Annotated in this window: 17 protein-coding genes; 16 read left to right on the top strand and 1 reads right to left on the bottom strand. The window is 69.1% G+C overall.

Translation table 11 applies throughout. From position 1 onward, the window contains the following. Window positions 1–8: 8 nt before the first annotated feature. From KW83_RS02385 to KW83_RS02360, 6 genes are all read left to right on the top strand, one after another. A complete protein-coding gene (locus tag KW83_RS02385; protein ID WP_200879643.1) occupies window positions 9–377 on the top strand; it encodes a Zn-ribbon domain-containing OB-fold protein in 369 nt (122 codons plus the stop codon). After that, complete coding sequence (locus KW83_RS02380) at window positions 374–1,522, top strand: thiolase (protein ID WP_036173892.1); 1,149 nt, start codon at window positions 374–376, stop codon at window positions 1,520–1,522. Before KW83_RS02385 ends, KW83_RS02380 begins: the two co-directional genes overlap by 4 nt. Next, window positions 1,519–3,609 carry an acetate--CoA ligase family protein gene (locus KW83_RS02375; protein ID WP_036173889.1) on the top strand — a complete coding sequence of 697 codons (2,091 nt, stop codon included), beginning with the start codon at window positions 1,519–1,521 and terminating at the stop codon, window positions 3,607–3,609. The genes KW83_RS02380 and KW83_RS02375 overlap by 4 nt, the downstream gene beginning before the upstream one ends. A 1-nt stretch (window position 3,610) precedes the next feature. Beyond that, entirely contained in the window at window positions 3,611–4,480 is an 870-nt protein-coding gene (locus KW83_RS02370) for a MaoC/PaaZ C-terminal domain-containing protein (RefSeq protein ID WP_036173886.1), read from the top strand. After that, window positions 4,471–5,232 (top strand): enoyl-CoA hydratase/isomerase family protein, encoded by a 762-nt coding sequence (locus tag KW83_RS02365; protein ID WP_036173884.1) that lies wholly within the window; start codon window positions 4,471–4,473, stop codon window positions 5,230–5,232. Before KW83_RS02370 ends, KW83_RS02365 begins: the two co-directional genes overlap by 10 nt. Before the next feature lie 62 nt (window positions 5,233–5,294). Next, a complete protein-coding gene (locus tag KW83_RS02360) occupies window positions 5,295–6,659 on the top strand; it encodes a hypothetical protein (RefSeq protein WP_161785436.1) in 1,365 nt (454 codons plus the stop codon). 3 nt (window positions 6,660–6,662) lie between these two features. On the opposite strand, the gene KW83_RS02355 is transcribed toward KW83_RS02360, so the two are convergent. After that, window positions 6,663–7,577, bottom strand: a complete 915-nt coding sequence (locus tag KW83_RS02355) for a LysR family transcriptional regulator (RefSeq protein ID WP_051928140.1) — start codon at window positions 7,575–7,577, stop codon at window positions 6,663–6,665. 194 nt (window positions 7,578–7,771) lie between these two features. Here KW83_RS02355 and KW83_RS02350 point away from each other — a divergent pair, with 194 nt between their 5' ends. The 10 genes from KW83_RS02350 to KW83_RS02305 all read left to right on the top strand — a co-directional run bounded on the left by KW83_RS02350 (window position 7,772) and on the right by KW83_RS02305 (window position 21,958). After that, window positions 7,772–8,899 carry a TAXI family TRAP transporter solute-binding subunit gene (locus KW83_RS02350; protein ID WP_036173878.1) on the top strand — a complete coding sequence of 376 codons (1,128 nt, stop codon included), beginning with the start codon at window positions 7,772–7,774 and terminating at the stop codon, window positions 8,897–8,899. A 70-nt stretch (window positions 8,900–8,969) separates the two neighbouring features. Further along, a complete protein-coding gene (locus KW83_RS02345) occupies window positions 8,970–10,913 on the top strand; it encodes a TRAP transporter permease (protein WP_036173874.1) in 1,944 nt (647 codons plus the stop codon). Between the two features lie 9 nt (window positions 10,914–10,922). Then, window positions 10,923–11,588, top strand: a complete 666-nt coding sequence (locus tag KW83_RS02340) for a 3-oxoacid CoA-transferase subunit A (RefSeq protein WP_200879642.1) — start codon at window positions 10,923–10,925, stop codon at window positions 11,586–11,588. Beyond that, window positions 11,585–12,220 carry a 3-oxoacid CoA-transferase subunit B gene (locus KW83_RS02335; RefSeq protein ID WP_036173869.1) on the top strand — a complete coding sequence of 212 codons (636 nt, stop codon included), beginning with the start codon at window positions 11,585–11,587 and terminating at the stop codon, window positions 12,218–12,220. The genes KW83_RS02340 and KW83_RS02335 overlap by 4 nt, the downstream gene beginning before the upstream one ends. Window positions 12,221–12,260: 40 nt before the next feature. Then, window positions 12,261–13,427, top strand: coding sequence for an acyl-CoA dehydrogenase family protein (locus KW83_RS02330; protein WP_036173866.1), 1,167 nt, complete (start codon window positions 12,261–12,263; stop codon window positions 13,425–13,427). 149 nt (window positions 13,428–13,576) lie between these two features. Further along, window positions 13,577–14,539, top strand: a complete 963-nt coding sequence (locus KW83_RS02325) for an NAD(P)H-dependent flavin oxidoreductase (RefSeq protein WP_036173863.1) — start codon at window positions 13,577–13,579, stop codon at window positions 14,537–14,539. Window positions 14,540–14,544: 5 nt separating this feature from the next. Then, window positions 14,545–16,284, top strand: a complete 1,740-nt coding sequence (locus KW83_RS02320) for an acyl-CoA dehydrogenase family protein (protein WP_051928139.1) — start codon at window positions 14,545–14,547, stop codon at window positions 16,282–16,284. After that, a complete protein-coding gene (locus tag KW83_RS02315; protein ID WP_036173860.1) occupies window positions 16,281–17,555 on the top strand; it encodes an MmgE/PrpD family protein in 1,275 nt (424 codons plus the stop codon). The genes KW83_RS02320 and KW83_RS02315 overlap by 4 nt, the downstream gene beginning before the upstream one ends. Before the next feature lie 145 nt (window positions 17,556–17,700). Continuing rightward, window positions 17,701–18,903 carry an efflux RND transporter periplasmic adaptor subunit gene (locus KW83_RS02310; protein ID WP_152563449.1) on the top strand — a complete coding sequence of 401 codons (1,203 nt, stop codon included), beginning with the start codon at window positions 17,701–17,703 and terminating at the stop codon, window positions 18,901–18,903. A gap of 4 nt (window positions 18,904–18,907) precedes the next feature. After that, entirely contained in the window at window positions 18,908–21,958 is a 3,051-nt protein-coding gene (locus KW83_RS02305; protein ID WP_036173858.1) for an efflux RND transporter permease subunit, read from the top strand. Window positions 21,959–21,969: the final 11 nt, after the last annotated feature.

The raw sequence follows: 21,969 nt of genomic DNA, 5'->3' as shown, positions 1-21,969 counted from the left end.
GGGACGCGATGAGTTACGGAAAAGGGCCGCAGGCCATCTATGAGGCGTATCTGGCGCAAGGGCGCTTCATGATCCAGCGCTCTGAGCGGACCGGGGAGTACGTGTTCTTTCCCCGGATCCCCGCACCGTCGGGCGCCATGGATCTGGAATGGGTCGCGTCCCGGGGCACGGGCACGGTCTATGCCATCACCGTCAACCGCTCTCGTGCGGGATCGAAGAACGTGGCTTTGATCGACCTGGATGAGGGCGTTCGGATGATGTCCACCCTGCCGGATGTCGAGACCGCTCCGATCGGGTCGCGGGTGATCGCCCGGATCGAGCCATGGGCAGAGGGGCACCGGGTGGTGTTCGATCTGGCGGAAAAGGGCGCGGGATGAGCGATCTGCGCGGGAAATCCGCCATCGTCGGCCTGGGCATGGCGGGCGTCGGTGAGGCGCCGGGCTGGTCGGCGATGGAGCTTCTGGGCCTGGCGGCGGTAGAGGCCGTGTCCGACGCGGGGCTGAGGATGGCCGATATCGACGGCGTCTTCGCCGCCACCTCCAGCCACGCCTTTCCGACCATGAGCGTGGTCGAGTATCTGGGCCTGCAGCCGCGGTTCTTCGACGGCACGAATGTCGGCGGGTCGAGCTTCGAGATGCACCTGCTCCAGGCGACGATGGCGCTGGACGCCGGTCTCTGTGACGCGGCGCTGGTCTGCTACGGGTCGAACCAGCGGACGGCGGGCGGACGGCTGGTGTCGATGAGCGAGCCGCAGTGGCATGAGACGCCGTATGCGCCACGCCACCCGATCACCGCATACGGGCTTGCCGCCAGCCGGCACATGGCGGAGTTCGGCACGACGCGCGCCCAGTTGGCCGAGGTCGCGCTGGCCGCGCGGGCATGGGCGAACCTCAACCCCGACGCCTTTGCGCGCGGCCCGCTGACCCTGGATGAGGTGATGTCGGCGCGGATGATCTCGGATCCGCTGACCAAGGCCGATTGTTGTCTTGTCACCGACGGCGCGGCGGCGGTGGTCCTGACCCGGGCCGACCGCGCGAAGGACCACGCCAGTGCGCCGGTCTATTTCCTTGGCGCCGGTGCCGCGAACTCCCACCGCTCCATCGCCCAGATGCCGGACCTGACCACGACGGCGGCCGCCGAAAGCGGGCCGCGCGCCCATGCGATGGCCCGGGTGAACCGGGAGGATCTCGACCTGGTGATGCTCTACGACGCCTTCACCATCAACACGATCCTGTTTTTAGAGGATCTGGGCTTTTGTCCCAAGGGAGAGGGCGGACGCTTCGTGGAAGGCGGGCGGATTGCCCCCGGCGGCGCGCTCAACGTCAACACCAACGGCGGCGGGCTGAGCTGCGTGCATCCGGGGATGTACGGTCTCTTTCTTATCGCCGAGGCGGTGACGCAGATCCGCGGCGCGGCGGGGGAACGTCAGCTAAAGCGGTGTGACCTGGCGCTCTGCCACGGCAACGGCGGCACCCTGTCCAGTCAGTGCACCGCGATCCTGGGGAGCGGGGCGACGCTGTGACACGGCAGGCCGACATGGACGCGCTGCTGGCCCCACGCTCGGTCGCGGTGATCGGCGCCAGCGAGGATGTCACGCGGATCGGCGGCCGGCCCATCGCGGCGATGCTGGCCGCGGGCTACGCCGGGCGCATCCTGCCGGTGAACCCGCACCGCGGCACGGTGCAGGGGCTGGCATGCTGCGCCACCATCGACGATCTGCCGGAGGCGCCGGACGCCGCGCTCATCGCGATCCCGGCGAAGCTGGTGCCTGACGCCATCGCGGCGCTGGGGCGCAAGGGATGCAGGGTCGCCACGCTTTTCTCCGCCGGGTTCGCGGAGACCGGAAAGGACGGCGCCGATGCGCAGGCTGAGCTTGTCGCGCTGGCCGGGTCGCACGGGATCCGCATCCTGGGGCCGAACACGCTGGGCGTGTTCAATGTCGGGATCGGCTATTTCGGCACGTTCTCCTCCTCTCTCGACACCGGATATCCGACGCCAGGCGGCATCGGCATCGCCAGCCAGTCCGGCGCGTTCGGCGCGCATCTGGCCGCGCTGGCGCGGGACCGGGGCCTTGGCCTGTCGGTGCTGATGACCACCGGCAACGAAAGCGACATCACCGTGGCCGACGCGATCTCCTGGATGGCGGCAAGCGACGGAACCGACGTGATCTGCGCCTATATGGAGGCGATCAACGACGCGCCCGCGTTGCTTGGCGCGCTCGACGCGGCGCGGGCGGCGGGCAAGCCGGTGATCGCGCTGAAATCCGGCAGGTCGGTCGTGGGGGCGCGGGCGGCGGCGTCCCATACCGCGTCCCTGACCGGGGACGCGGCGGTGTCGGACGCCGTCCTTGCCGCGCACGGCGTCATGGTCGTGCGCGACCCGGAGGCGCTGCTGGACATCGCCTATGTGGCCTCTCGCGGGATCGCGCCGCGGCAGCACTCGCTCGGCGTCATCACCGTGTCGGGCGGTGCGGGCATCGTGATCTGCGACGAGGCGGAGCGCATCGGCCTGCCGATGCCCCCCATGCCCGGTGCCGCGCAGAAACGCCTGAAGGAGGTATTGCCCTATGCCTCGCCCGGCAATCCCCTGGATTGCACCGCGCAGGCCCTGAACGATCCGTCGCTGCTTGAGACCTTTACCCGCGCCGCCCTTGCCGACGGCGGCTACGGGGCGGTGCTGTGCTTCTTTACCTATGTCGCCGGCAGTCCCGCCATGGTCGATACGGTCGTCGCGGCGATGCGGCCGCTTCGGGCGGAGTTTCCGGACCGGATCATCGCCTTCTGCGCGCTGGGCGCGCCTGAGGTGATGTCGCGCTACGACGCCGAGGGGATCGTGGTGTTCCGCGATCCGTGCCGCGCGGTGCGCGCCCTCGATGCGGTGCTGCGCCGGGCCGTGGCGCCCGCGCCGCCCGCGCCGCCCGATGTGGTGCCGGTGCTGCTGCCCGCCGACGCGCCGGACGAGGCGGCGGCGAAGGCGCTTCTGGCCCGTTCTGGCATCCGTTCCGCGCCGGAGCGCCGCGCGGTCAGCGCGGCCCAAGCGGCAGAGGCTGCGGAGGAGATCGGGTTTCCCGTGGTGCTGAAGATCCTGTCGCCAGACATCGTGCACAAGTCCGACATCGGTGCGGTGCGGCTGGACCTGAACGACGCGGACGCGGTGCGTGCCGCCTACGCCGGGATTGCGGCTGCGGTGGAGCACCACGCCCCCGGCGCACGGATCGGCGGGATGCTGGTGGCCCGGCAGTTTTCGGGCGGGGTCGAATGCCTTATGGGCGTCAGCCGCGACCCGACCTTCGGGCCTGTCGCGGTGTTCGGCCTGGGTGGCATTTTCGTTGAGATCCTGCGCGACGTGGCCGTGCGCCCCTGCCCCTTCGGCGTGGAGACGGCGCGGCAGATGATCGGCGCGATCCGCGGCGCCGATGTGCTGCGCGGCGCGCGGGGCCGCCCTGCCGTCGACGTGGAGGCGCTGGCCTCGATGCTGTCGCGGCTGTCGATCTTCGCGGCCGGTGCCGGACCGCGGCTGGTCTCTATCGACCTCAACCCCGTGCTGGCCTTGCCGCAGGGACAGGGTGCCTTCGCGCTCGACGCCGTGATCGAGATCGAGGAGGGCTGACATGGCGATCGACCACGACAGCCTGATGACCTTCGACATCCCCGAGGTGCGGCAGAGCTATGGCGCGCATGACGTGGCCCTGTTCGGCCTGTCCGTCGGCATGGGCCAGGATCCGCTCGACCTGCGGGAACTGGCCTATGCGGGGGGCCTGACCGACGACCGCCGGGCGATGCCGGCCATGGCGAACGTGCTGGGCCATCCGGGGTTCTGGCTGGACGATCCCGCCACCGGGGTGGATGCCGCGCGCGTGCTCCATGGTGAGCAGGCGACGGTCCTCCATGCCGACCTGCCCCCCGAGGGAGAGGTGGCGGCCAAGACCCGCGTCACGGGCATTGTGGACAAGGGGGCGGGGCGCGGGGCGCTGCTCTACTCCGAAAAGGCCATCCGGGATGCCGCGACCGGCGCGCCCCTCGCGACCTGCCGCGCCACGACGGTCCTGCGCGGGGACGGCGGCTTCGGCGGTCCCGCGGGTCCGGTGAGAGAGGCTCACCGGTTGCCCGACACGGCGCCCGCCCATGTCTTCGACACGCCGACCCGCCCCGAGCAGGCGCTGCTCTACCGCTGGAACGGCGATCCCAACCCGCTGCACCTGGATCCCCGCGCCGCGCTCGGGGCGGGGTTCGAGCGGCCGATCCTGCACGGTCTGTGCACCTTCGGCTGCGCGGCCCACGCGCTTCTGGCGGTGCTCTGCGACTATGACGCGTCGCGCTTTGGCGCGATGGAGGGGCGTTTCACCGCCGTCGTCTACCCCGGAGAAACCCTGCGGACCGAGATTTGGACCGATGGTTCCTTCCGTACCCGCGTGGTGGAGCGCGACACGATCGCCATCGGTAACGGCCTGTTCCGGCACCGGGGCACGGGATGGGTGTGACGACCCGGTTGCGCGACGGCGCTCTGATGGTGATTACCCTGGACGAGCCGGAGCGGCGCAACCCGCTCGGCCATTCGGTCAGGCTGGGGATCGTCGACGCCCTGTCGGCGGCGGAAGGGGACGATGCGGTGCGCGGGGTGGTCCTCCGCCGCGCGGGCGGCCACTTCTCTGTCGGCGGCGACATCCGCGACCGGGGCACGCGAAGCATCGCGGACCACCGGGAGCGCTTCGCGCGGGTCCGTGAAATGGTGGCGCGCATGGTCCGGTTTTCCAAGCCGTTGGTCGCGGCGGTGGAGGGCTGGGCGGCGGGCGGCGGCTTCGCCGTGGCGATCGCCTGCCCCACCGTCGTGGCATCGCGCGACGCGCGGTTCACGGCCGGCTTCACCAGGATCGGCCTGGTGCCCGACATGGGGCTTCTGGCGACCCTGCCGGCGCGGATCGGGGCCGCCAGGGCGCGCCACCTGATCCTGTCGAACGCGCAGATCGGCGCGGAGGACGCGGCTGCCATGGGTCTGGTGGATGGGCTGGCCGATCCGGGCGACGCGGAGAAGACCGCCTTGGCCGCGGCCGACGATCAGGCCCGCGCCGCCCCCCTGCCGCGTCGGTTCGTACTCGACTGGTTCGCACAAGGTGTGGATGCCGCGCTCGAGTACGAGCGTCAGATCCAGCCGTTCCTTCTGAACAGCGACGACGCGGCGGAGGGACGCGCGGCGTTTTTCGAAAAGCGCCCGCCGCGCTTTCGGGGGCGCTGATCGCGCCGCCCCTCTTGCCTGATCTGCGCGCCACGGTAAGCCGCGCGGCGATGATCGGCGTCATGGCGGCGGCCGTCGCGCTGATCTTCGGCGCGCCCGCCGCCGTCCTGTGGGGCGCGACGGGGCTGCTCTGCCTCTTTCTGGCGCTGAACCTGCGATATTTCACGGTCGGAACCTGGGTGCCGGTCGCCCTGTCGCTGGTTGTGCTGATTGTGGCGCTGCTGCGCGGCGTGCCTGCTGCGGTCTATATGGACGCCGCCGGGCGCATGGTCTTTCTGGCCGCACTCATCGCGGTGTTGCACATGTTGCGCATCGCCGCCGGTGTCGCGCCGGAGGTGGCGCAGGCGGGACGGTTCCTGACCGGGCAGCCGGCGTCTCGGCGCTATCTGGCGCTGACCTTCGGGGGGCATCTTTTCGGTGTGCTGATCAATTTCGGCGGGCTGGCGCTGCTTTTGGACCTGTCGACACGCGCGATGAAGGACCGCGGTGCCGACGACCTGCCGCCGGAGCTGCATGAGGTCCGCCTGCGCCGGATGACGCTGGCGGTGATGCGGGGCTTCGGGCTGATCTCCCTGTGGTCGCCGCTTGGCTTCGCGACGAATGTGGTGCTGATCACGCTTCCCGGGGTCTCCTACACGGATTTCGGGCCGCTGGGTTTCGCGATGAGCTTCGTGTTCGTCGCCATCGGCTGGAGCCTCGACCGGCTGGCGGGCCGCCGCTACCGCCAGATGGCGCTGCCTCAGCCGCATCCGCCACCGGGGTCCTGGGTGGGGGCGGCGCTGCTTTTGGGCCATGTCGCGTTTCTGGGCGGGCTGGTCGTCGGGCTTCATGAGGTCAGCCGGCTGAGCTTTCAGCAGGCGCTGATCGTGCTCGTTCCCCTTTACGCGCTGGGCTGGACGGTATGGTCCACGCATCGCCTGGCGGGCGGCGCCACGGCGGGTTTGCGTACAGCTGCGCGAGAGGCCTGGCTGCGTCAGCCCCGCACGGCCGGAGAGGTCGGGATCTTCGCCGCCGCGGGGTTCCTGCCGGTGGTTCTGCTGGCGTTGCTGCCGATGGGCGCGTTGCAGACAACCGCCGCCGGCTTCGGCCTGGGGGCCGTGCCGTCGGCGCTGGGGATTTCGGCGTCGATCATCGTTGGGGCCCTTCTGGGGGTCAATCCGATCGTCACCGCCTCCGTCGTCGGTGCCGTCGCGGCGGAACTGGCGGTTCCGGGGCTGTCGCTGACGGCGATCGCCCTGGCGATCATCGGCGGCTGGTCCGTGGTGATCGGCCTGTCGCCATTCATCACCACCATCGTCTTCTGCGCGACCATCGTGGGGCGGCCGGTCTGGACGGTCGGCCCGGTCTGGAACGGGTCCTACTGCGCGGCGGTGTTCGGGGTGTGGTGCGTGCTTTTGGTGACGCTGATGACCACCGGCACGATCTGATGGTCACAACGCCGTACCAGGCCAGGCTTCCGACCGGGTAAGTCGGTGAACCTCGCCGATGACAAAGGCCGAGAACATGTCCGCCAGCCGGGAGCCGGGGCGGTTCAGCGGCGACATCAGGATCAGCGTGCGGTCCATGCTCTGGCGCTCTATGCGGCAGGCAATGAGCCGCCCGTCCCGCACCTGGCGCGACACGCTCACCATCGGCAGGATCGTCGCGCCCATTCCCCGCTGCACGAAAGCCAGCATCGACGGCAGCACGTCGATCTCCAGCACCACGTTCAGCGACACGGCCTCGGCGCGGGCGAAGGTCTCTACCCGTCCGCGCAGCCCGTGCTCTGCGTTGGGCAGGATCAGCGGCTGGGACAGGGCCTCGCGGCAACTGACCGGCGCGGGATCGCCATCGGCGGGACGGATCAGGAACAGGCGTTCCAGGATCACCGGCTGGGCGCGGATCGACGGCAGCACCTGTCCCTCATACGCCACCCCAAGGTCGATCTTGCCGCGCAGGAGCCAGTCCTGCACATGGCCCGAAAAGCCCGACACGATGCGCAGGTCCACGTCCGGATAGTCCTCCATCGTCCGTTCGACCAGATGCGTCGCAAGGATATCGGCCACGGTCGGCGGAAGGCCCAGGGTGATCGTCCCGGATGGCGCGCGACGGGTGCCGGACAGATCCTCTGCCAGGTCGTCCACGTCGTCCAGGATGGACTGCGCGCGGCGGGCCAGGCGGATGCCCTCCTTTGTCGGGGTCACGCCGCGCCCGTGACGGCGCAGCAGCTCCACGCCCAGATCGGCCTCCAGCGCCTTCACCTGCCGGCTGAGCGCCGGCTGCGCGACGCCCAGCCGTTCCGATGCGGCGGTGATGCTCGAAAGGTCCACGATGTGGATGAAGTTGCGCAGCTGCCGAAGATCCATGCGGGGGCCCCTCCCGGGTATCATGCCGCAATTGTATCGCTGATATGTCAACAATGCACTTGAAACATGGATGCGGCTCGCTCACCCTCGGCGATGACGGGCATCGCCCATACGTGGTCCGGGTCGGGAGGGATCGTCGGATCGGCACCCGCATGGGCGGCGCTCCGGATAAGAAGCGGACAGGGAGGAACGCAATGACACATCACCCCAAGCTCGGTGCGGCCATTGGCGCACTGATGAGTCTGACGCTGCCCGCCGCGGCGCAGGAACTGCCCGACACGATGGTCTGGACATCCTACGACGTCGGCTCGGCGGGATATGCCGAAGCCTCCGCCATCGCCGATGCGTTCGGCAAGGAATACGGCACCCGCGTGCGGATCCAGCCGTCCGGATCCGGGATCGGACGCCTGCAGCCGCTGTTGCAGGGGCGCGCGGACTACGCCTTTCTGGCGACGGAGGCGTTCTTTCTGGCCGAAGGGGCCTATGACTTCGCCACGCCGGAATGGGGTCCCCACCAGTTGCGCGCCGTGGCCGGCCGTCCGGCAGGGATCACGCTGATCGCTGCGGGGGACGCAGGCATCGCCACGGTGGAGGACGCGCGCGGCAAGCGCATCGCCTTCGTCGCGGGCAATCCGTCCGTGAACGTGAAGTGTGAGGCGATCCTGGCCTTCGGCGGGCTGACGCTGGACGATGTGGAGGTCATCACCTTCCCCACCTACGCCTCCGCCATGTCGTCGATGACGCGCAACGAGTCGGACGCGACCTGCACCACGCCGACGACCAGCCAGCTCTACGAACTGGCCGAAAGCCCGCGCGGCATCCAGTACGCGCCGCTTGAGCCCGCCAACCAGGAGGGCTGGGACAAGCTGCTGAAGGTGCTGCCGATCATGTCCCCGTCCGATGAGGACGTGGCCGCGGGCCTCGCGGAGGGCGAGACGGCAAAGATGGCGGCGTATCGCTATCCGGTCATCACCACGACCGAGGACAAGTCCGCCGATGAGGTCTACGCCTTCATCAAGGCTCTGGATGAGACCTACGACATGTACAAGGACGGCACCGCGGCGATGGACCGCTGGACGCTGGAAAAGTCCGGCAAGCCCGCCATCGACATCCCGTTCCATGAGGGCGCGGTGCGCTACCTCAGGGAGATCGGCGTCTGGACCGACGAGGACGAGTCCTGGAACCGGACCCGGATAGAGCGGCTCAACGCGCTGACCGAGGCATGGGACACCTTCAGCGCCGAGAACGGCGACATGGAAGAGGCGGCCTTTGCCGAGGGGTGGATGGCCCGCCGCCAGGAGGTCATCGCGTCGCTGAAGTGATCGCGACGATCGCCGCCCGGATCCCGCGAGCGCCGGGTCCGGGCCGGTTCGGACACCCGGGGGCGCGTGCATGACGGCCGAGACCAGCACCGACGTGGAGGTGGGCAGCCCGGCACCGGCCGGAGAGAAGGTCGCGCGCAGCGGCCTGCTGCGCTGGCTCATCATGGGGCTTGGCACCGTGGGCGTGGTGCTGGCGGTGAACCAGCAGTTCCTGCTCGACATCGGCGGGTTCCAGCCGCTGGGGAACGCGTATCTCTACTATCTCATCGGTATCTTTCTGGCCGTGTCCTTCCTGGCGCTGCCGATCAGCCGCGCCCTCGACGGCGGGCTCTTGTGGGTGAACCTGATTTTGGCCGCCCTGTCGCTGGCAAGTGCGGGCTGGCTGGGCTGGCACGGGCTGGAGATCATCCAGAAGGGTTGGGAATACGACGCACCGCCGACCGCGGACCTCATGGCCGCCATCCTGATTCTGCTGACGCTCGAAGGCGTGCGCCGGGCGGGCGGGGCGGTGCTGCTCGCCACGGCGATGCTTTTCGGGACCTATCCGCTCTACGCCGGCTCCATGCCGGGGTTCCTCTGGGGCACGCAGTTTTCACTGGTCGAGACGGTGCGCGCCCATGTGCTGGGGGTCGAAAGCATCATCGGCATCCCCATGCAGGTGGTGGCCGAGCTGGTGATCGGCTTCGTGATCTTCGGCTCCGTGCTGGTCGTCACCAAGGGATCGGACTTCTTCATGGAGCTCGCCTCGGCGTTGCTGGGCACCAGCCGCGGCGGACCGGCGAAGGTGGCGGTGATGGGATCGGGGATCCTCGGCTCGCTCTCGGGATCGGTGATCTCCAACATCCTGACATCGGGGCCGTTCTCCATTCCGACCATGCGCAAGGTCGGCTATCCGCCCAGCTACGCCGCGGCGATCGAGGCCTGCGCCTCCACCGGGGCCACGCTGATGCCGCCGGTCATGGGCACGGTGGCGTTCGTCATGGCGTCCTTCCTGGGTGTGCAGTATTCCACCATCGTCATCGCCGCGGTGATCCCGGCGCTGCTGTTCTACGCCGCGCTGCTCTTCCAGGTGGACATGTACGCCGCGCGGCGCGGCCTGCACGGGCTGCCGCGGGCGGAGACGCCCGACATCTGGCCGGTGCTGAAACGGGGCTGGCCCTACCTGCTCAGCCTAATGGTGCTGATCTACGTGCTGATGGGCCTGCGTCTGGAGGCCCGCTCACCCTACTACGCCTCCGTGGTGATGCTGGTCGCCACCTCCTTCGACCGGCGCACGCGACTGACCTGGACCAGGCTCAAGACGCTGGTCCTGGATATCGGGGTGAACATCGCGACGCTGGTGGCGGTGCTGGCCGGGATCGGGCTGGTGGTCGGCGGGCTCAGCTACACTGGCGTGGCGGGCGCGTTCTCGCGTGAGTTGCTGCTCTATGCGGGCGGCAATACCGCGCTGATGCTGATCGCCGGCGCGGTGACCAGCTTCGTTCTGGGCATGGGGATGACGGTCACCGCGTGCTATATCTTCCTGTCGATCCTGCTGGCGCCCGCGCTGATCCAGGCGGGTCTGAACCCGATCGCCAGCCATCTCTTCATTCTCTACTGGGGGATGCTCAGCTATATCACCCCGCCCGTCGCGCTGGCCGCGATCACCGCGGCGAACGTGGCCGGGTCGAAACCCATGGAGACCGGGTTCCGGGCCATGCGGCTGGGGATGCCGCTGTTCGTGCTGCCGTTCATCTTCGTCTACGATCCGGCGCTGATCATGGACGGCACCTGGATCGGGATCGTGGAGCGGATCGCGCTGACGCTGGTGGCGATCTGGGCGGTGACCTCGGCCTTCGAAAGCTGGATCTACGGCATCGGCCGGATCGGCTGGCCAAGCCGCGTCGCCTTCGCCATCGGCGGGATCCTGGTCGTCGTGCCGGAGCTTCTGACCAGCCTTCTGGGCGGGGCGGTGCTGGCGGGGGTGATCGCCGCCAACATGCTCCTGCGCCGCACTGTCGCCAGCAATGTCTGAGGTCGAATGATGGACAAGAGGCTTCCCGATCTGGCCGCCGCGGTGGCGCCGATCCACGACGGCGCCGTGGTGATGATCGGCGGTTTCGGGTCGTCCGGCATTCCGTTCGGGCTGATCGACGCCCTGCTCGACCAGGGCGCGACGGATCTGACGGTGATTTCCAACAACGCCGGCGAAAAGGAGATCGGCATCGCCAGGCTGCTCAAGGCGAACCGCGTGGCGAAAGTGATCTGCTCCTATCCACGCTCCCCCGGGTCTATCTGGTTCGAGCGGCGCTACGAGGCCGGTGAGGTCGCGCTGGAGGTCGTGCCCCAGGGTACCCTGGCCGAGCGCATCCGCGCCGCCGGCGCCGGCCTTGGCGGGTTCTTCACCCCCACGGGCTACGGCACCCTGCTGGCCGAGGGCAAGGAGACGCGAAAGATCGACGGCCGCGGCCAGGTGTTCGAGACGCCGCTTCACGCGGATTTCGCCCTGCTGCGCGCCGAACGGGGCGATCCCTGGGGCAACCTGTCGTTCCACGGCACGGCGCGAAACTTCAATCCCGCGATGGCCATGGCCGGAAAGCACGCCATCGCCGAGGTCCGCGCGCTGAGCGGCACGCCGCTCGACCCCGAGACGGTGGTGACCCCCGGCATCTTCGTGCAGGCGCTGGTACAGCATGAGGTACGGCCATGACCCCCTTGAGCAATGCCGACCTTGCGGCAAGGGTGGCGCGCGACATTCCCGACGGCTCCTACGTGAATCTGGGTATCGGCATGCCCACCCATGTCAGCGGCCACGTCCCCGACGGCCGAGAGGTGATCTATCACTCCGAGAACGGCATCATCGGTGTCGGCCCGCCGCCGCCCGAAGGCCGGCACGACCCGGAGATGATCGACGCGTCGAAACGGTTCATCACCACCGCGCCGGGGGCGGCGTTCTTCGACCATCCCGACAGCTTCGCGATGATGCGCGGCGGGCATATCGACATCGCGGTGCTCGGCGCCTACCAGGTGGCGGAAAACGGCGATCTGGCGAACTGGGCCACCGACGATGAGAGCTTTCCGCCCGCCGTGGGCGGCGCGATGGACCTGGTGGTGGGCGTGCCGACGATCTACGTGATGATGCGGCATGTGAACCGCGACGGCTCTCCCAAGATCCTGGAGCGTTGCACCTATCCCCTGACGGGGCTGGGCGTGGTGAACCGTGTCTATACCGACCTTGCCGTGCTGGACGTCACCGCCGATGGCTTTCGCCTGGTGGAGCTGGCGCCCGGCAACGATCTTGCCGCCGTGCAGGCCGCCACCGGCGCCCGCATCCTGACCTGACCAACCGAAGACCGCCCCACGCGGGCGATGGGAGAGCAGTTTGAAGACATCCGCACCCGCCGACCACGACGACCTGCGCGATGCGTTGCGCGCGCTCTGCGCCGACTTCCCGGCCGCGTACCATCGCAGACACGGCGCTGATGAGACCTACCCCGAAGAGTTCATCGACGCGCTGACCAAGGCCGGGTGGATGGCCGCGATGATCCCGGCGGAATTCGGGGGGTCCGGGCTGGGCCTGACCGAAGCGTCGATCGTCATGGAAGAGATCAACCGCGCGGGGGGAAATGCCGGCCACTGCCACGGGCAGATGTACAACATGAGCACCCTTCTGCGCCACGGGTCGGAGGCGCAGAAGAAATCCTATCTCCCGAAGGTGGCGTCGGGTGAGCTGCGCCTGCAGTCCATGGCCGTCACGGAGCCGACGACCGGGACCGACACCACCAAGCTCAAGACCACCGCCGTGAAGAAGGGCAACGACCGCTACGTGATCAACGGGCAGAAGGTCTGGATCAGCCGGGTGCAGCATTCCGACCTGATGATCCTGCTGGCGCGCACCACGCCCTTGTCGGAGGTCAAGCGCAAGTCCGAAGGACTGTCGGTGTTCCTGCTGGAGCTTGCCCAGGTCGTCGGCAAGGGGATGGAGGTCAAGCCCATCGCCAACATGGTCGGCCACGAGACGAACGAGCTTTTCTTCGACGATCTGGAGATCCCCGCGGAGACGCTGATCGGTGAGGAGGGGCAGGGGTTTCGCTACATCCTCGACGGGTTGAACGCCGAACGCGCGCTGATCGCGGCCGAATGCATCGGCGACGGCTACTGGTTCGTCGAGAAGGCCAGCCGTTACGCGAACGAAAGGCAGGTGTTCGGGCGGCCCATCGGCCAGAACCAGGGCATCCAGTTTCCGATCGCGCGCGCCTTCGTCAATGTCGAGGCGGCCAACCTGATGCGGTTCGAGGCCTGCCGGAGATTCGACGCGGGAGAGCCCGCCGGCGCGCAGGCCAACATGGCGAAACTGCTTGCGGCCGATGCGTCCTGGGAGGCGGCGAACGCCTGCCTGCAGACCTTCGGCGGCTTCGGCTTCGCCGAGGAATACGACGTGGAGCGCAAGTTCCGCGAGACGCGGCTCTACCAGGTGGCGCCGATCTCCACCAACCTGATCCTGAGCTATGTGGCCGAGCATATCCTGGATATGCCGCGGAGTTTCTGAATGGCGGTACAAGGCAATACGGGATCGCGGTCCCCTGTGGCGCATGTCTCCGGCGGCAACGCAGGACAGCCGGTCGCGGCGTCCGGACGTCCGCGCCGCGGCCGGGCCGGGTGCGGTTCCGCAGGCCCGCCGCGCGCCACGGAGGCACCATGACCGACATCGCGGATCTCAGGCGCGGCCTTGCCCTGCCCCTCATCGGGGCGCCGATGTTCCTGGCCTCCGGCGTCGATCTTGTCGTCGCGCAGTGCCGCGCGGGCATCATCGGCACGTTTCCGTCCCTGAACGCCCGCCCGGCAAAGGCGTTCGACGACTGGCTCACCCAAATCGAGACGCGGCTGGCCGACGACAGCGCCGCCGCGGACCGCCCGCCCGCGCCCTATGGCGTGAACCTGATCGTGAACGCCTATAACGACCGGCTGGCTCCGGATCTCGACACCATCGTGCGCCACAAGGTGCCGCTGGTCATCACCTCGCTTTCGGCGCCCGACAGGGTGGTGGAGGCGGTCCATGGCTATGGCGGGCTGGTGTTCCACGATGTCATCAAGGCCCGCCACGCCCGCCGGGCGGCGAAATCCGGGGTCGACGGTCTGATTCTGGTCGCGGCGGGGGCCGGTGGACATGCGGGTGAACTCAGCCCCTTCGCCCTGGTCGAAGAGGTGCGCGCCTTCTGGGACGGGCCGCTGGTCCTGTCGGGCGCCATCGCCAATGGCCGCGCGGTCCTGGCGGCCGAGGCGCTGGGCTGCGACTTCGCCTATTCCGGCACGGTCTTCATCCCCACGACAGAGGCCATCGCGCCCCCCCTGCACAAGCAGATGGTCGTCGGGTCGGAGGCGGACGGCATCCTTTATACGCCGATGTTCTCGGGAACCCACGCCAACTACCTGGCGCAGAGCATAAAGGCCGCGGGGGTGGATCTGGATGACGCACGCCGGGCCGAACCGCGGCCGATGACGAAAAAGGACGATCCCGACCGCCCCAGGGCCTGGAAGGACGTGTGGAGCGCCGGTCAGGCGGTGGCGCAGAGCCGGGAGGTCGAGCCTGCGGCCCAGGTGGTGGCGCGCCTTGCCCGCGAATACCATGCCGCACGGGCGCGGCTGACGCGACAGGAGTGACGGCCATGGCGCAGAGAACCCCCATCCCGGACAGCCGGGGCCAGAACGCCTTTCGCTCCGATCCGGCCTTTGCCGCGCTCATGCGGGTCTATGCGCCAGACGACGGCGTGGCGCTTCTGACCCCGGCGCTCGACCGGATGGGGATGCTGGTGGGGGACCGGCTGGAGCGGCTGGCCCTGACCGCCGATCACAACCCGCCGGTCCTGCACCGCCGCGACCGGACCGGCGCCCCGGATGAGCGAGTCGAGAAGCACCCCGCCTTCGAGGCGCTGGAACGGGTGGCGTTCGGAGAATTCGGTCTTGCCGCCATGTCCCATCGCGGCGGAGTTCTGGGCGCCGCCGCACCGCTGCCCCCCATCGCCAAATACGCGCTGGTCTATCTCTTCGTGCAGGCGGAGTTCGGCCTTTGCTGTCCGCTGTCGATGACCGATGCGCTGACCCGGACCCTGCGCCGTTTCGCGGATCCCGCGCTGGTCGCGCGCTATATCGACCGGCTGACCAGCCAGGACATGGAGACCCTGGCACAGGGCGCGATGTTCATGACCGAGCAGGCGGCGGGCTCCGATGTCGGCGCGATCGAGACCGTGGCGCGGCGGGAGGCGGCAGCCTGGCGCCTCTACGGCGACAAGTGGTTCTGCTCGAACCCCGATGCGGACCTGGCGATGGTCCTGGCGCGGACAGAGGACGGGGCGGACGGTACCGCGGGACTGTCGCTGTTCCTGCTGCCGCGGCATCTGCCGGACGGGACGCGCAATGCCTACGACATCGTGCGGCTGAAGGAAAAGCTCGGCAGCCGGTCCATGGCTTCGGGTGAGATCACGCTCAGGGGTGCAGAGGCGCATCTGGTGGGCGGGGAAGGGCAGGGCTTCAAGCAGATGACCGACATGATCAACATGTCGCGTCTGGCCAACGGCGTGCGCAGCGCCGGGCTGATGCGCCGCTGCGTGTCCGAGTCGCTCTACATCGCGCGGCACCGCGCCGCCTTCGGCGGATCGCTGATCGACAAGCCCCTGATGCGCCGTCAGCTGATCAAGATGCTGGTCACGGCCGAACAGGGGCGCAGCATGGCGTTCCACGCGGCCTGGGTTCTGGCCCGCGCCGATGCGGGGGACGCGGACCGGGCGCTGGTGCTGCGCAGCCTCACGCCGCTGATCAAGTTCCGCACCTGCCGCGACGCGCGGAAGGTGGCCGGAGACGCCATGGAGGTGCGCGGCGGCTGCGGCTATATCGAGGAATTCTCCGATGCGCGCGTCCTGCGCGATGCGCATCTGGGCTCGATCTGGGAAGGCACCGGCAACATCGTGGCGCTCGACGTCGCGCGCGTGGCGCGAAAGGCGGGTCTGGGGACGCTGACCGACCATCTGCACGAGCTCCTGCTGGAGGTTCCGGCGGATCGGGCCGCAGAGCTTCGCGGCGTCGTGGACCGCGCCGCGGGTCTGATGGCCCGGGTCGCCGACGGCGCAGAGCATGAGGCGCGGCGCGGGGCGACGGCGCTCTACAACGCGGCCTCCGCCGCGATCATGGGGTGGGAGGCGGCGCGCCTGTCGCGGATCGCGCCCGATGTCGCCGCGGATCGCGCGACGCTGGCGCTTCTGGTCGTGGCGCACCGGCTGCGGCCCGCAGATCCGCTCGCGCCGCCGAAAGATGCCGGCGAGGATGCCGCCCTGGCCGGGCTTCTGGCGCGTGCGGGCGTGGACACGGCGGATCCGGACGGCGCGTCGGGCCACGGCATGGCCGCCCAATGAGCGTTCTGTCCGATCTCGCGGAGTTTGCCGCCGGTCCGATCGCCGCTGACGACACCATGCGGCGTTTCGTCGGTCTGTCGCTCTGCGACTGGATCACCGTGGGGCGCGCGGGGGTCGATCAGCCCGTGTCGCGGTCCGCGCGTGCCTTGTCCGACGGGGACGGCGCCACGCTCTTCGGCGGCGGCCGGGCCGGGATGCGCGCCGCGGCGCTGATCAACGGCGCGACAAGCCATGCGCTCGACTACGACGACACCCATTTCGGGCATATCGGCCATCCCAGCGTCGCGGTCCTGCCCGCCGCCCTGGCGGTGGGAGAGGCGACAGGCGCGGACGCGGCCCCCTTGCACGATGCGATGGCAGCGGGTTTGGAGACCGCCTGCCGCGTGGGTCAGTGGCTGGGCCGGGCGCATTACGAGGCGGGGTTTCACCAGACCGGCACCTCCGGGGCGTTCGGGGCCGCGGCGGCGGCGGGCCGTCTGCTGGCGCTCGACCCGGCGGCGATGGCCCATGCGCTGGCCCTGACCGCCACGCGCGCGGCGGGGCTGAAAAGCCAGTTCGGAACCGACGGCAAGCCCCTCAACGCGGGCTTCGCGGCAGAGGTTGGGGTGACCTGCGCGCTGCTCGCCGCCAACGGGGCGGTATCCGCAAGGGACGCGCTGGACGGCGCGCAGGGCTTCGGTCCGACCCATGCGGGGCAGGGCGATGCGGCGGCTCTGGACGGGATCGGCGCGGACTGGGTCTTTCCCGCCGTCTCCTTCAAGTTCCACGCCTGCTGCCACGGGCTGCACGCGATGCTGGAGGCCCTGCGCGAAATCCGTGGGGACATCGACGCGGCCGCGGTTCGGTCGGTGACGGTCCGCACCCATCCGCGCTGGTTCGCGGTGTGCAACCGGCCGGCGCCGGCGACCGGGCTGGAGGCAAAGTTCAGCTACCGCCTGACCGCCGCAATGGCTCTGGCGGGGGTCGATACGGCAGCGCTCGGCTCCTTTTCCGATGCAATCTGCGGGCGGCCTGACCTGATCGCCATCCGCGACCGGGTGGAGGTCCTCGGGGACGGGGGCCTGACCGACACGCAGGCCGTGGTGACGGTCCAAACGGACGGACGGGCACATGGGGCCCGCCACGACATCGCCGCCGCCGCGGACCCCGACCGGATCGAGGCGCGGCTGAAAGCGAAGTCCGACGCTCTGCTGGGGCGCCCGGCGGCCCGGGCGCTGTGGTCGGGCGCCCGGACGGCGGACGCCGCCGGACTGGCGCGGCTTCTGGGGTAGGCGACCCGCGGCGGCATCTGTCGCCCGGGGCTCGTGTCGGAGCGGCGGAACCTGGCCGGGAACAGCGGCCAGACGCCGCCCTTTCGCAAAAATCTGAACCGAACGGTTCACTTTTTCGGCCGATGCCCTATCTGACCGCGACGTCATGAATTGGATCGCGAAAAGGGACCGGCAGATGGAGCACGGCAAGCATTGCGGCGCAAAGCCCGCAGGGCAGGGCATGGGCCGGGTTGCGGAAAGCCCATGGCGCCGGGCCCGCCGCGCCGTTTCACGGCATGGGCGCGCGGCGGTTCGGATCTGGACGGTGCTTGCCATCCTCATCGGTCTTTCCGCGCCGCTTGCCGCGCAGGATGCGGCCGGGCAGGGCCAGACGCCGCGTCCGGTGAAGCTGGTGGCGCTCAACGCGGAATCGGCCCCCCGGACGCGGGAGTTTTTCGGACAGGTGCGCGCCCGGGAGACGGTCGACCTGGCGTTCCAGGTCGGCGGGCAGATCGTGGAATTTCCGGTCGTGGAGGGCCGGTCGCTGGAGGCCGGCGCCATGGTCGCGCAGCTGGACCTGACGCCCTTCCGCCGTGAGGTAGAGCGCGCCGAGACCGAACTTGCGAAGGCCGAGCGCGACCTCAAGCGGCGCCAGGATCTGGAGGGTCCGGCGGTGTCCGAGGTCCAGGTCGAGGACGCCCGCACCGAGGCGGAGCTGGCCCGCATCGCCGTGGCCGAAGCGCGTCGGAGGCTGGATGACGCGACCCTGGAAACCGAATTCGATGCCCTCGTCGCGCGCCGGATCGTGGCGAACTACACCACCGTATCCGCCGGCCAGGCGGTCGTGCGCCTTCACGACATGTCCGAACTCCGGGTCGATATCGATGTGCCCGAAGTGCTGATCCGCAGCGCGTCGGGCGGTGCGGACGTGACCTTCGAGGCGAGCTTTCCGGGCAGCGACGCCAGCTTTCCCCTGGCTTTGCGGGAATTCGAGGCCGAGACGGCCGAGGTCGCCCAGACCTACGCGATCACGCTGGCCTTCACCGGAGAGGTTCCGCCATGGGTCCTGCCCGGCGCATCGGTCACGGTGACGGCCACCGCCCCGCGTGGAGAGGACGACGCGATCGTGATCCCGGAGACGGCGCTGGTCTTCGGTCCGGACCGCACCCCCGGCGTCATGGTGTTTCAGCCCGACGGCACCGGCGACGCCGGGACCGTCACGCGCCGTCAGGTCGCCATAGAGATCCGCGACGATGCGCGCGTCGCCCTGACCGACGGTCCCGAACCGGGCACCGAGATCGTGGCCGCGGGCGCCGCACAGCTTCGCGACGGGCAGACGGTCCGCCGTTTCACCGGTCTGGGGGGCTAGGCCCATGTCCATCGCCCGCGGCGCCATCGACCGCCCTCTGCTGACCTGGCTGCTGATGATTGGCTGCCTGATGGGCGGGGTCTGGGGGTTTCTGACCATCGGCCGGCTGGAGGATCCGTCCTTTACCATCAAGAACGCTATCGTGATCACCCAATACCCCGGCGCCACGGCCGAAGAGGTCGCCCGGGAGGTCAGCGAGCCGCTGGAATCCGCCATCCAGCAGATGGATGAGCTCGACACCGTCACCTCGTCCAACAAACCGGGGATCAGCCGCATCAACGTGGAGATCGCGGACACCTACGACGGCTCGGAACTTCCGCAGGTCTGGGACCGGCTCCGCGCCCGGGTCGAGGACGCGCGCGGCGACCTGCCGCCCGATGCCGGAACCCCCCTGGTCAACGATGCCTTCGGCGATGTCTACGGCATCTTCTTCGCGGTTTCCGCCCCGGGCTTCACCGATGCCGAAACCCACGACATCGCCGATTTCCTGCGGCGCGAACTTCTGACCGTCGAAGGCGTGGCCGATGTGGCCCTGGCGGGCCTGCCGCAGGAGGCGATCTTCGTCGAGCCGGACCCCGCGATCATCTCCAACCTGGGACTGTCGCCGCAGACCGTCACCGGCGCGATTTCCGATGCCACGGCGGTGGTGCCGGCCGGAACGGTCGAGCAGCAGGACCAGCGCATCCGCATCGACGCGCCATCGGGGTCGACCTCCGTCGACGCGATCCGCAACCTGACCATCGGCGTGCAGGGTGAGATCGTGGACCTGAGCGATTTCGCCACCGTGTCGCGCGGACGGGTGGAGAGTCCCTCCATGATCATCCGCTACGACGGACAGGAGGCGTTCACGCTGGGCGTCTCCGGCAAGGAGGGGCTGAACATCGTGGATGTGGGCAAGCGCGTGGACGCGAAGCTGGCCCAGCTGCAGGCGGACATCCCCGTGGGCGTGGAGCTGAACCCGATCTACCAGCAGCATGTGGTGGTGGAGGAGGCGTCGAACGCCTTTCTTCTCAACCTGGCCATATCGGTCACCATCGTGATCGTCGTGCTGGCGCTCTTCATGGGCTGGCGGGCGGCGGTGGTCGTGGGCACCACGTTGCTGCTGACGGTCGTGGGGACGGTGTTCTTCATGGCGCTTTCGGGAATCGAGATGCAGCGGATTTCCCTGGGCGCGCTGATCATCGCCATGGGGATGCTGGTCGACAACGCCATCGTTGTGGCGGAAGGCATGCAGAGCGACATGGGCCAGGGCAAGACCGCGCGCGAAGCGGCCCGGGATACGGCCGGCAAGACGCAGATTCCCCTTCTGGGCGCCACGGTCATCGGCATCATGGCCTTCGCGGGCATCGGGCTTTCGCCGGACGCGACGGGTGAGTTCCTGTTTTCGCTCTTCGCGGTGATCGGGATCTCGCTGCTCTTGTCCTGGGTGCTGGCGATCACCGCGACACCGCTTCTGGCGCATTACTTCTTCAAGCGCGGATCGGGCGACGGGGCGGGAGAGTACGACGGCCCGGTGTTCCGCGCCTATGCCGCCGTCCTGCGCGCGGCCCTCAGGCTGCGCTGGCTGGTGGTTGCGGGGCTGATAGGCCTGACGGTAGTCTGCTACTGGGGCTTCGGGCAGGTCAAGCAGCAGTTCTTTCCGGATTCCAACACGCCGCTCTTCTACGTCAACTACAAGCTGCCGCAGGGCAGCAGCATCCAGGCCACCGCCGAGGATATGAAGGTTGTCGAGGACTGGCTTTCCGACCGCCCGGAGGTCGTCTCGACCACGACATTCGTGGGCGGAGGCGCGTCGCGCTTCATGCTGACCTATGCGCCGGAGGAGCAGCTGCCCACCTATGGACAGCTTATCGTCCGGACGCATGAACTGGCTGAGATCCCGTCGCTCAGGACCGATCTGGAGGCGTTCGGCCGCGCTGCCCTGCCCCAGGGAGAGTTCCGGACGGAACGGCTGGCTTTCGGACCCGGCGGGGGCGCGCCGATCGCGGTGCGGTTCTCGGGGGCCGACCCCGATGTGCTGCGGCGTCTGGCGGCCCGGGCGGAAACGGAGATGCTGGCGGCATCGAACCGGTTGCAGGACCTGCGCACCGACTGGCGAGAACGCGAGTTGGCGATCCAGCCGATCTACAACGAGGGCCGCGCCAAGACCGCCGGCGTCACCCGCAGCGACCTGGCCGAAACGCTTCAATACGCCACCGACGGCGCGCGCGCCGGCACCTACCGCGAAAGTTCGCGCCTGATCCCGATCGTGGTCCGCACACCCGGCGCGTCCGACGAAGGCGGCGCGCATCTGGTCGGCCAGCCGGTCTATTCGGACGCGCTTCAGGGCGCGATCCCGCTGGAGCAACTGGTGGACGGGTTTCGCTATGAGGCGCAGGACACCCTGATCCAGCGCCGCAACCGGGTGCCCACGATCACTGTCCAGGCCGGCGTCGCGCCCGGCGTCAACGCGGCCGCCGTCTTTGCTGAGATCCGCGGGAGCGTCGAGGCGATCGACCTGCCGGAGGGCTACACACTGGAATGGGGCGGCGAATACGAAAGCTCGACAGAGGCGCAGGCGTCGCTGAACTCCCGCCTGCCTGTGTCGCTGCTGGTCATGGTGCTGATCTCGATCCTGCTGTTCGGGACGCTGCGCCAGCCGCTGGTGGTCTGGCTGCTGGTGCCCATGGCGGTGAACGGGGTCGCCATCGGACTTCTGGGCACCGGGTTGCCGTTCAGCTTCACCGCGCTTCTGGGACTGCTGAGCCTGTCCGGGATGCTCCTGAAGAACGGCATCGTGCTGGTGGAAGAGATCGACCTGACCCGCAAGGACGGTGTGCCGTTCACCCAGGCGGTGGTCCAGGCGTCCACGTCGCGCCTGCGGCCGGTGATGCTGGCGGCGATCACGACGATCCTGGGGATGGTGCCGCTTTTGTGGGACGCGTTCTTCGCCTCCATGGCGGTGACGATCATGGGCGGGCTGGGCTTTGCCAGCATCCTGACCCTCATCGCGGCGCCGGTGTTCTACTATCTGATGTTCCCCGGAGAGCGGAAGGCAGAGCGCGCCGGGACCTGACCCCGGGTGAC

The sequence above is a fragment of the Palleronia rufa genome, from assembly GCF_000743715.1.
Classification (GTDB): domain Bacteria; phylum Pseudomonadota; class Alphaproteobacteria; order Rhodobacterales; family Rhodobacteraceae; genus Palleronia; species Palleronia rufa.
This window is presented reverse-complemented; position numbering and strand designations above follow the sequence as displayed.

Excerpts from the sequence above, each read along its gene's own strand:
- KW83_RS02385 (WP_200879643.1), top strand. The coding sequence starts at position 9 with ATGAGTTACGGAAAAGGGCCGCAGGCCATCTATGAGGCGTATCTGGCG.
- KW83_RS02380 (WP_036173892.1), top strand. The coding sequence starts at position 374 with ATGAGCGATCTGCGCGGGAAATCCGCCATCGTCGGCCTGGGCATGGCG.
- KW83_RS02370 (WP_036173886.1), top strand. The coding sequence starts at position 3,611 with ATGGCGATCGACCACGACAGCCTGATGACCTTCGACATCCCCGAGGTG.
- KW83_RS02365 (WP_036173884.1), top strand. The coding sequence starts at position 4,471 with ATGGGTGTGACGACCCGGTTGCGCGACGGCGCTCTGATGGTGATTACC.
- KW83_RS02360 (WP_161785436.1), top strand. The coding sequence starts at position 5,295 with ATGGCGGCGGCCGTCGCGCTGATCTTCGGCGCGCCCGCCGCCGTCCTG.
- KW83_RS02355 (WP_051928140.1), bottom strand. The coding sequence starts at position 7,577 with ATGGATCTTCGGCAGCTGCGCAACTTCATCCACATCGTGGACCTTTCG.
- KW83_RS02350 (WP_036173878.1), top strand. The coding sequence starts at position 7,772 with ATGACACATCACCCCAAGCTCGGTGCGGCCATTGGCGCACTGATGAGT.
- KW83_RS02345 (WP_036173874.1), top strand. The coding sequence starts at position 8,970 with ATGACGGCCGAGACCAGCACCGACGTGGAGGTGGGCAGCCCGGCACCG.
- KW83_RS02340 (WP_200879642.1), top strand. The coding sequence starts at position 10,923 with ATGGACAAGAGGCTTCCCGATCTGGCCGCCGCGGTGGCGCCGATCCAC.
- KW83_RS02335 (WP_036173869.1), top strand. The coding sequence starts at position 11,585 with ATGACCCCCTTGAGCAATGCCGACCTTGCGGCAAGGGTGGCGCGCGAC.
- KW83_RS02325 (WP_036173863.1), top strand. The coding sequence starts at position 13,577 with ATGACCGACATCGCGGATCTCAGGCGCGGCCTTGCCCTGCCCCTCATC.
- KW83_RS02320 (WP_051928139.1), top strand. The coding sequence starts at position 14,545 with ATGGCGCAGAGAACCCCCATCCCGGACAGCCGGGGCCAGAACGCCTTT.
- KW83_RS02315 (WP_036173860.1), top strand. The coding sequence starts at position 16,281 with ATGAGCGTTCTGTCCGATCTCGCGGAGTTTGCCGCCGGTCCGATCGCC.
- KW83_RS02310 (WP_152563449.1), top strand. The coding sequence starts at position 17,701 with ATGAATTGGATCGCGAAAAGGGACCGGCAGATGGAGCACGGCAAGCAT.
- KW83_RS02305 (WP_036173858.1), top strand. The coding sequence starts at position 18,908 with ATGTCCATCGCCCGCGGCGCCATCGACCGCCCTCTGCTGACCTGGCTG.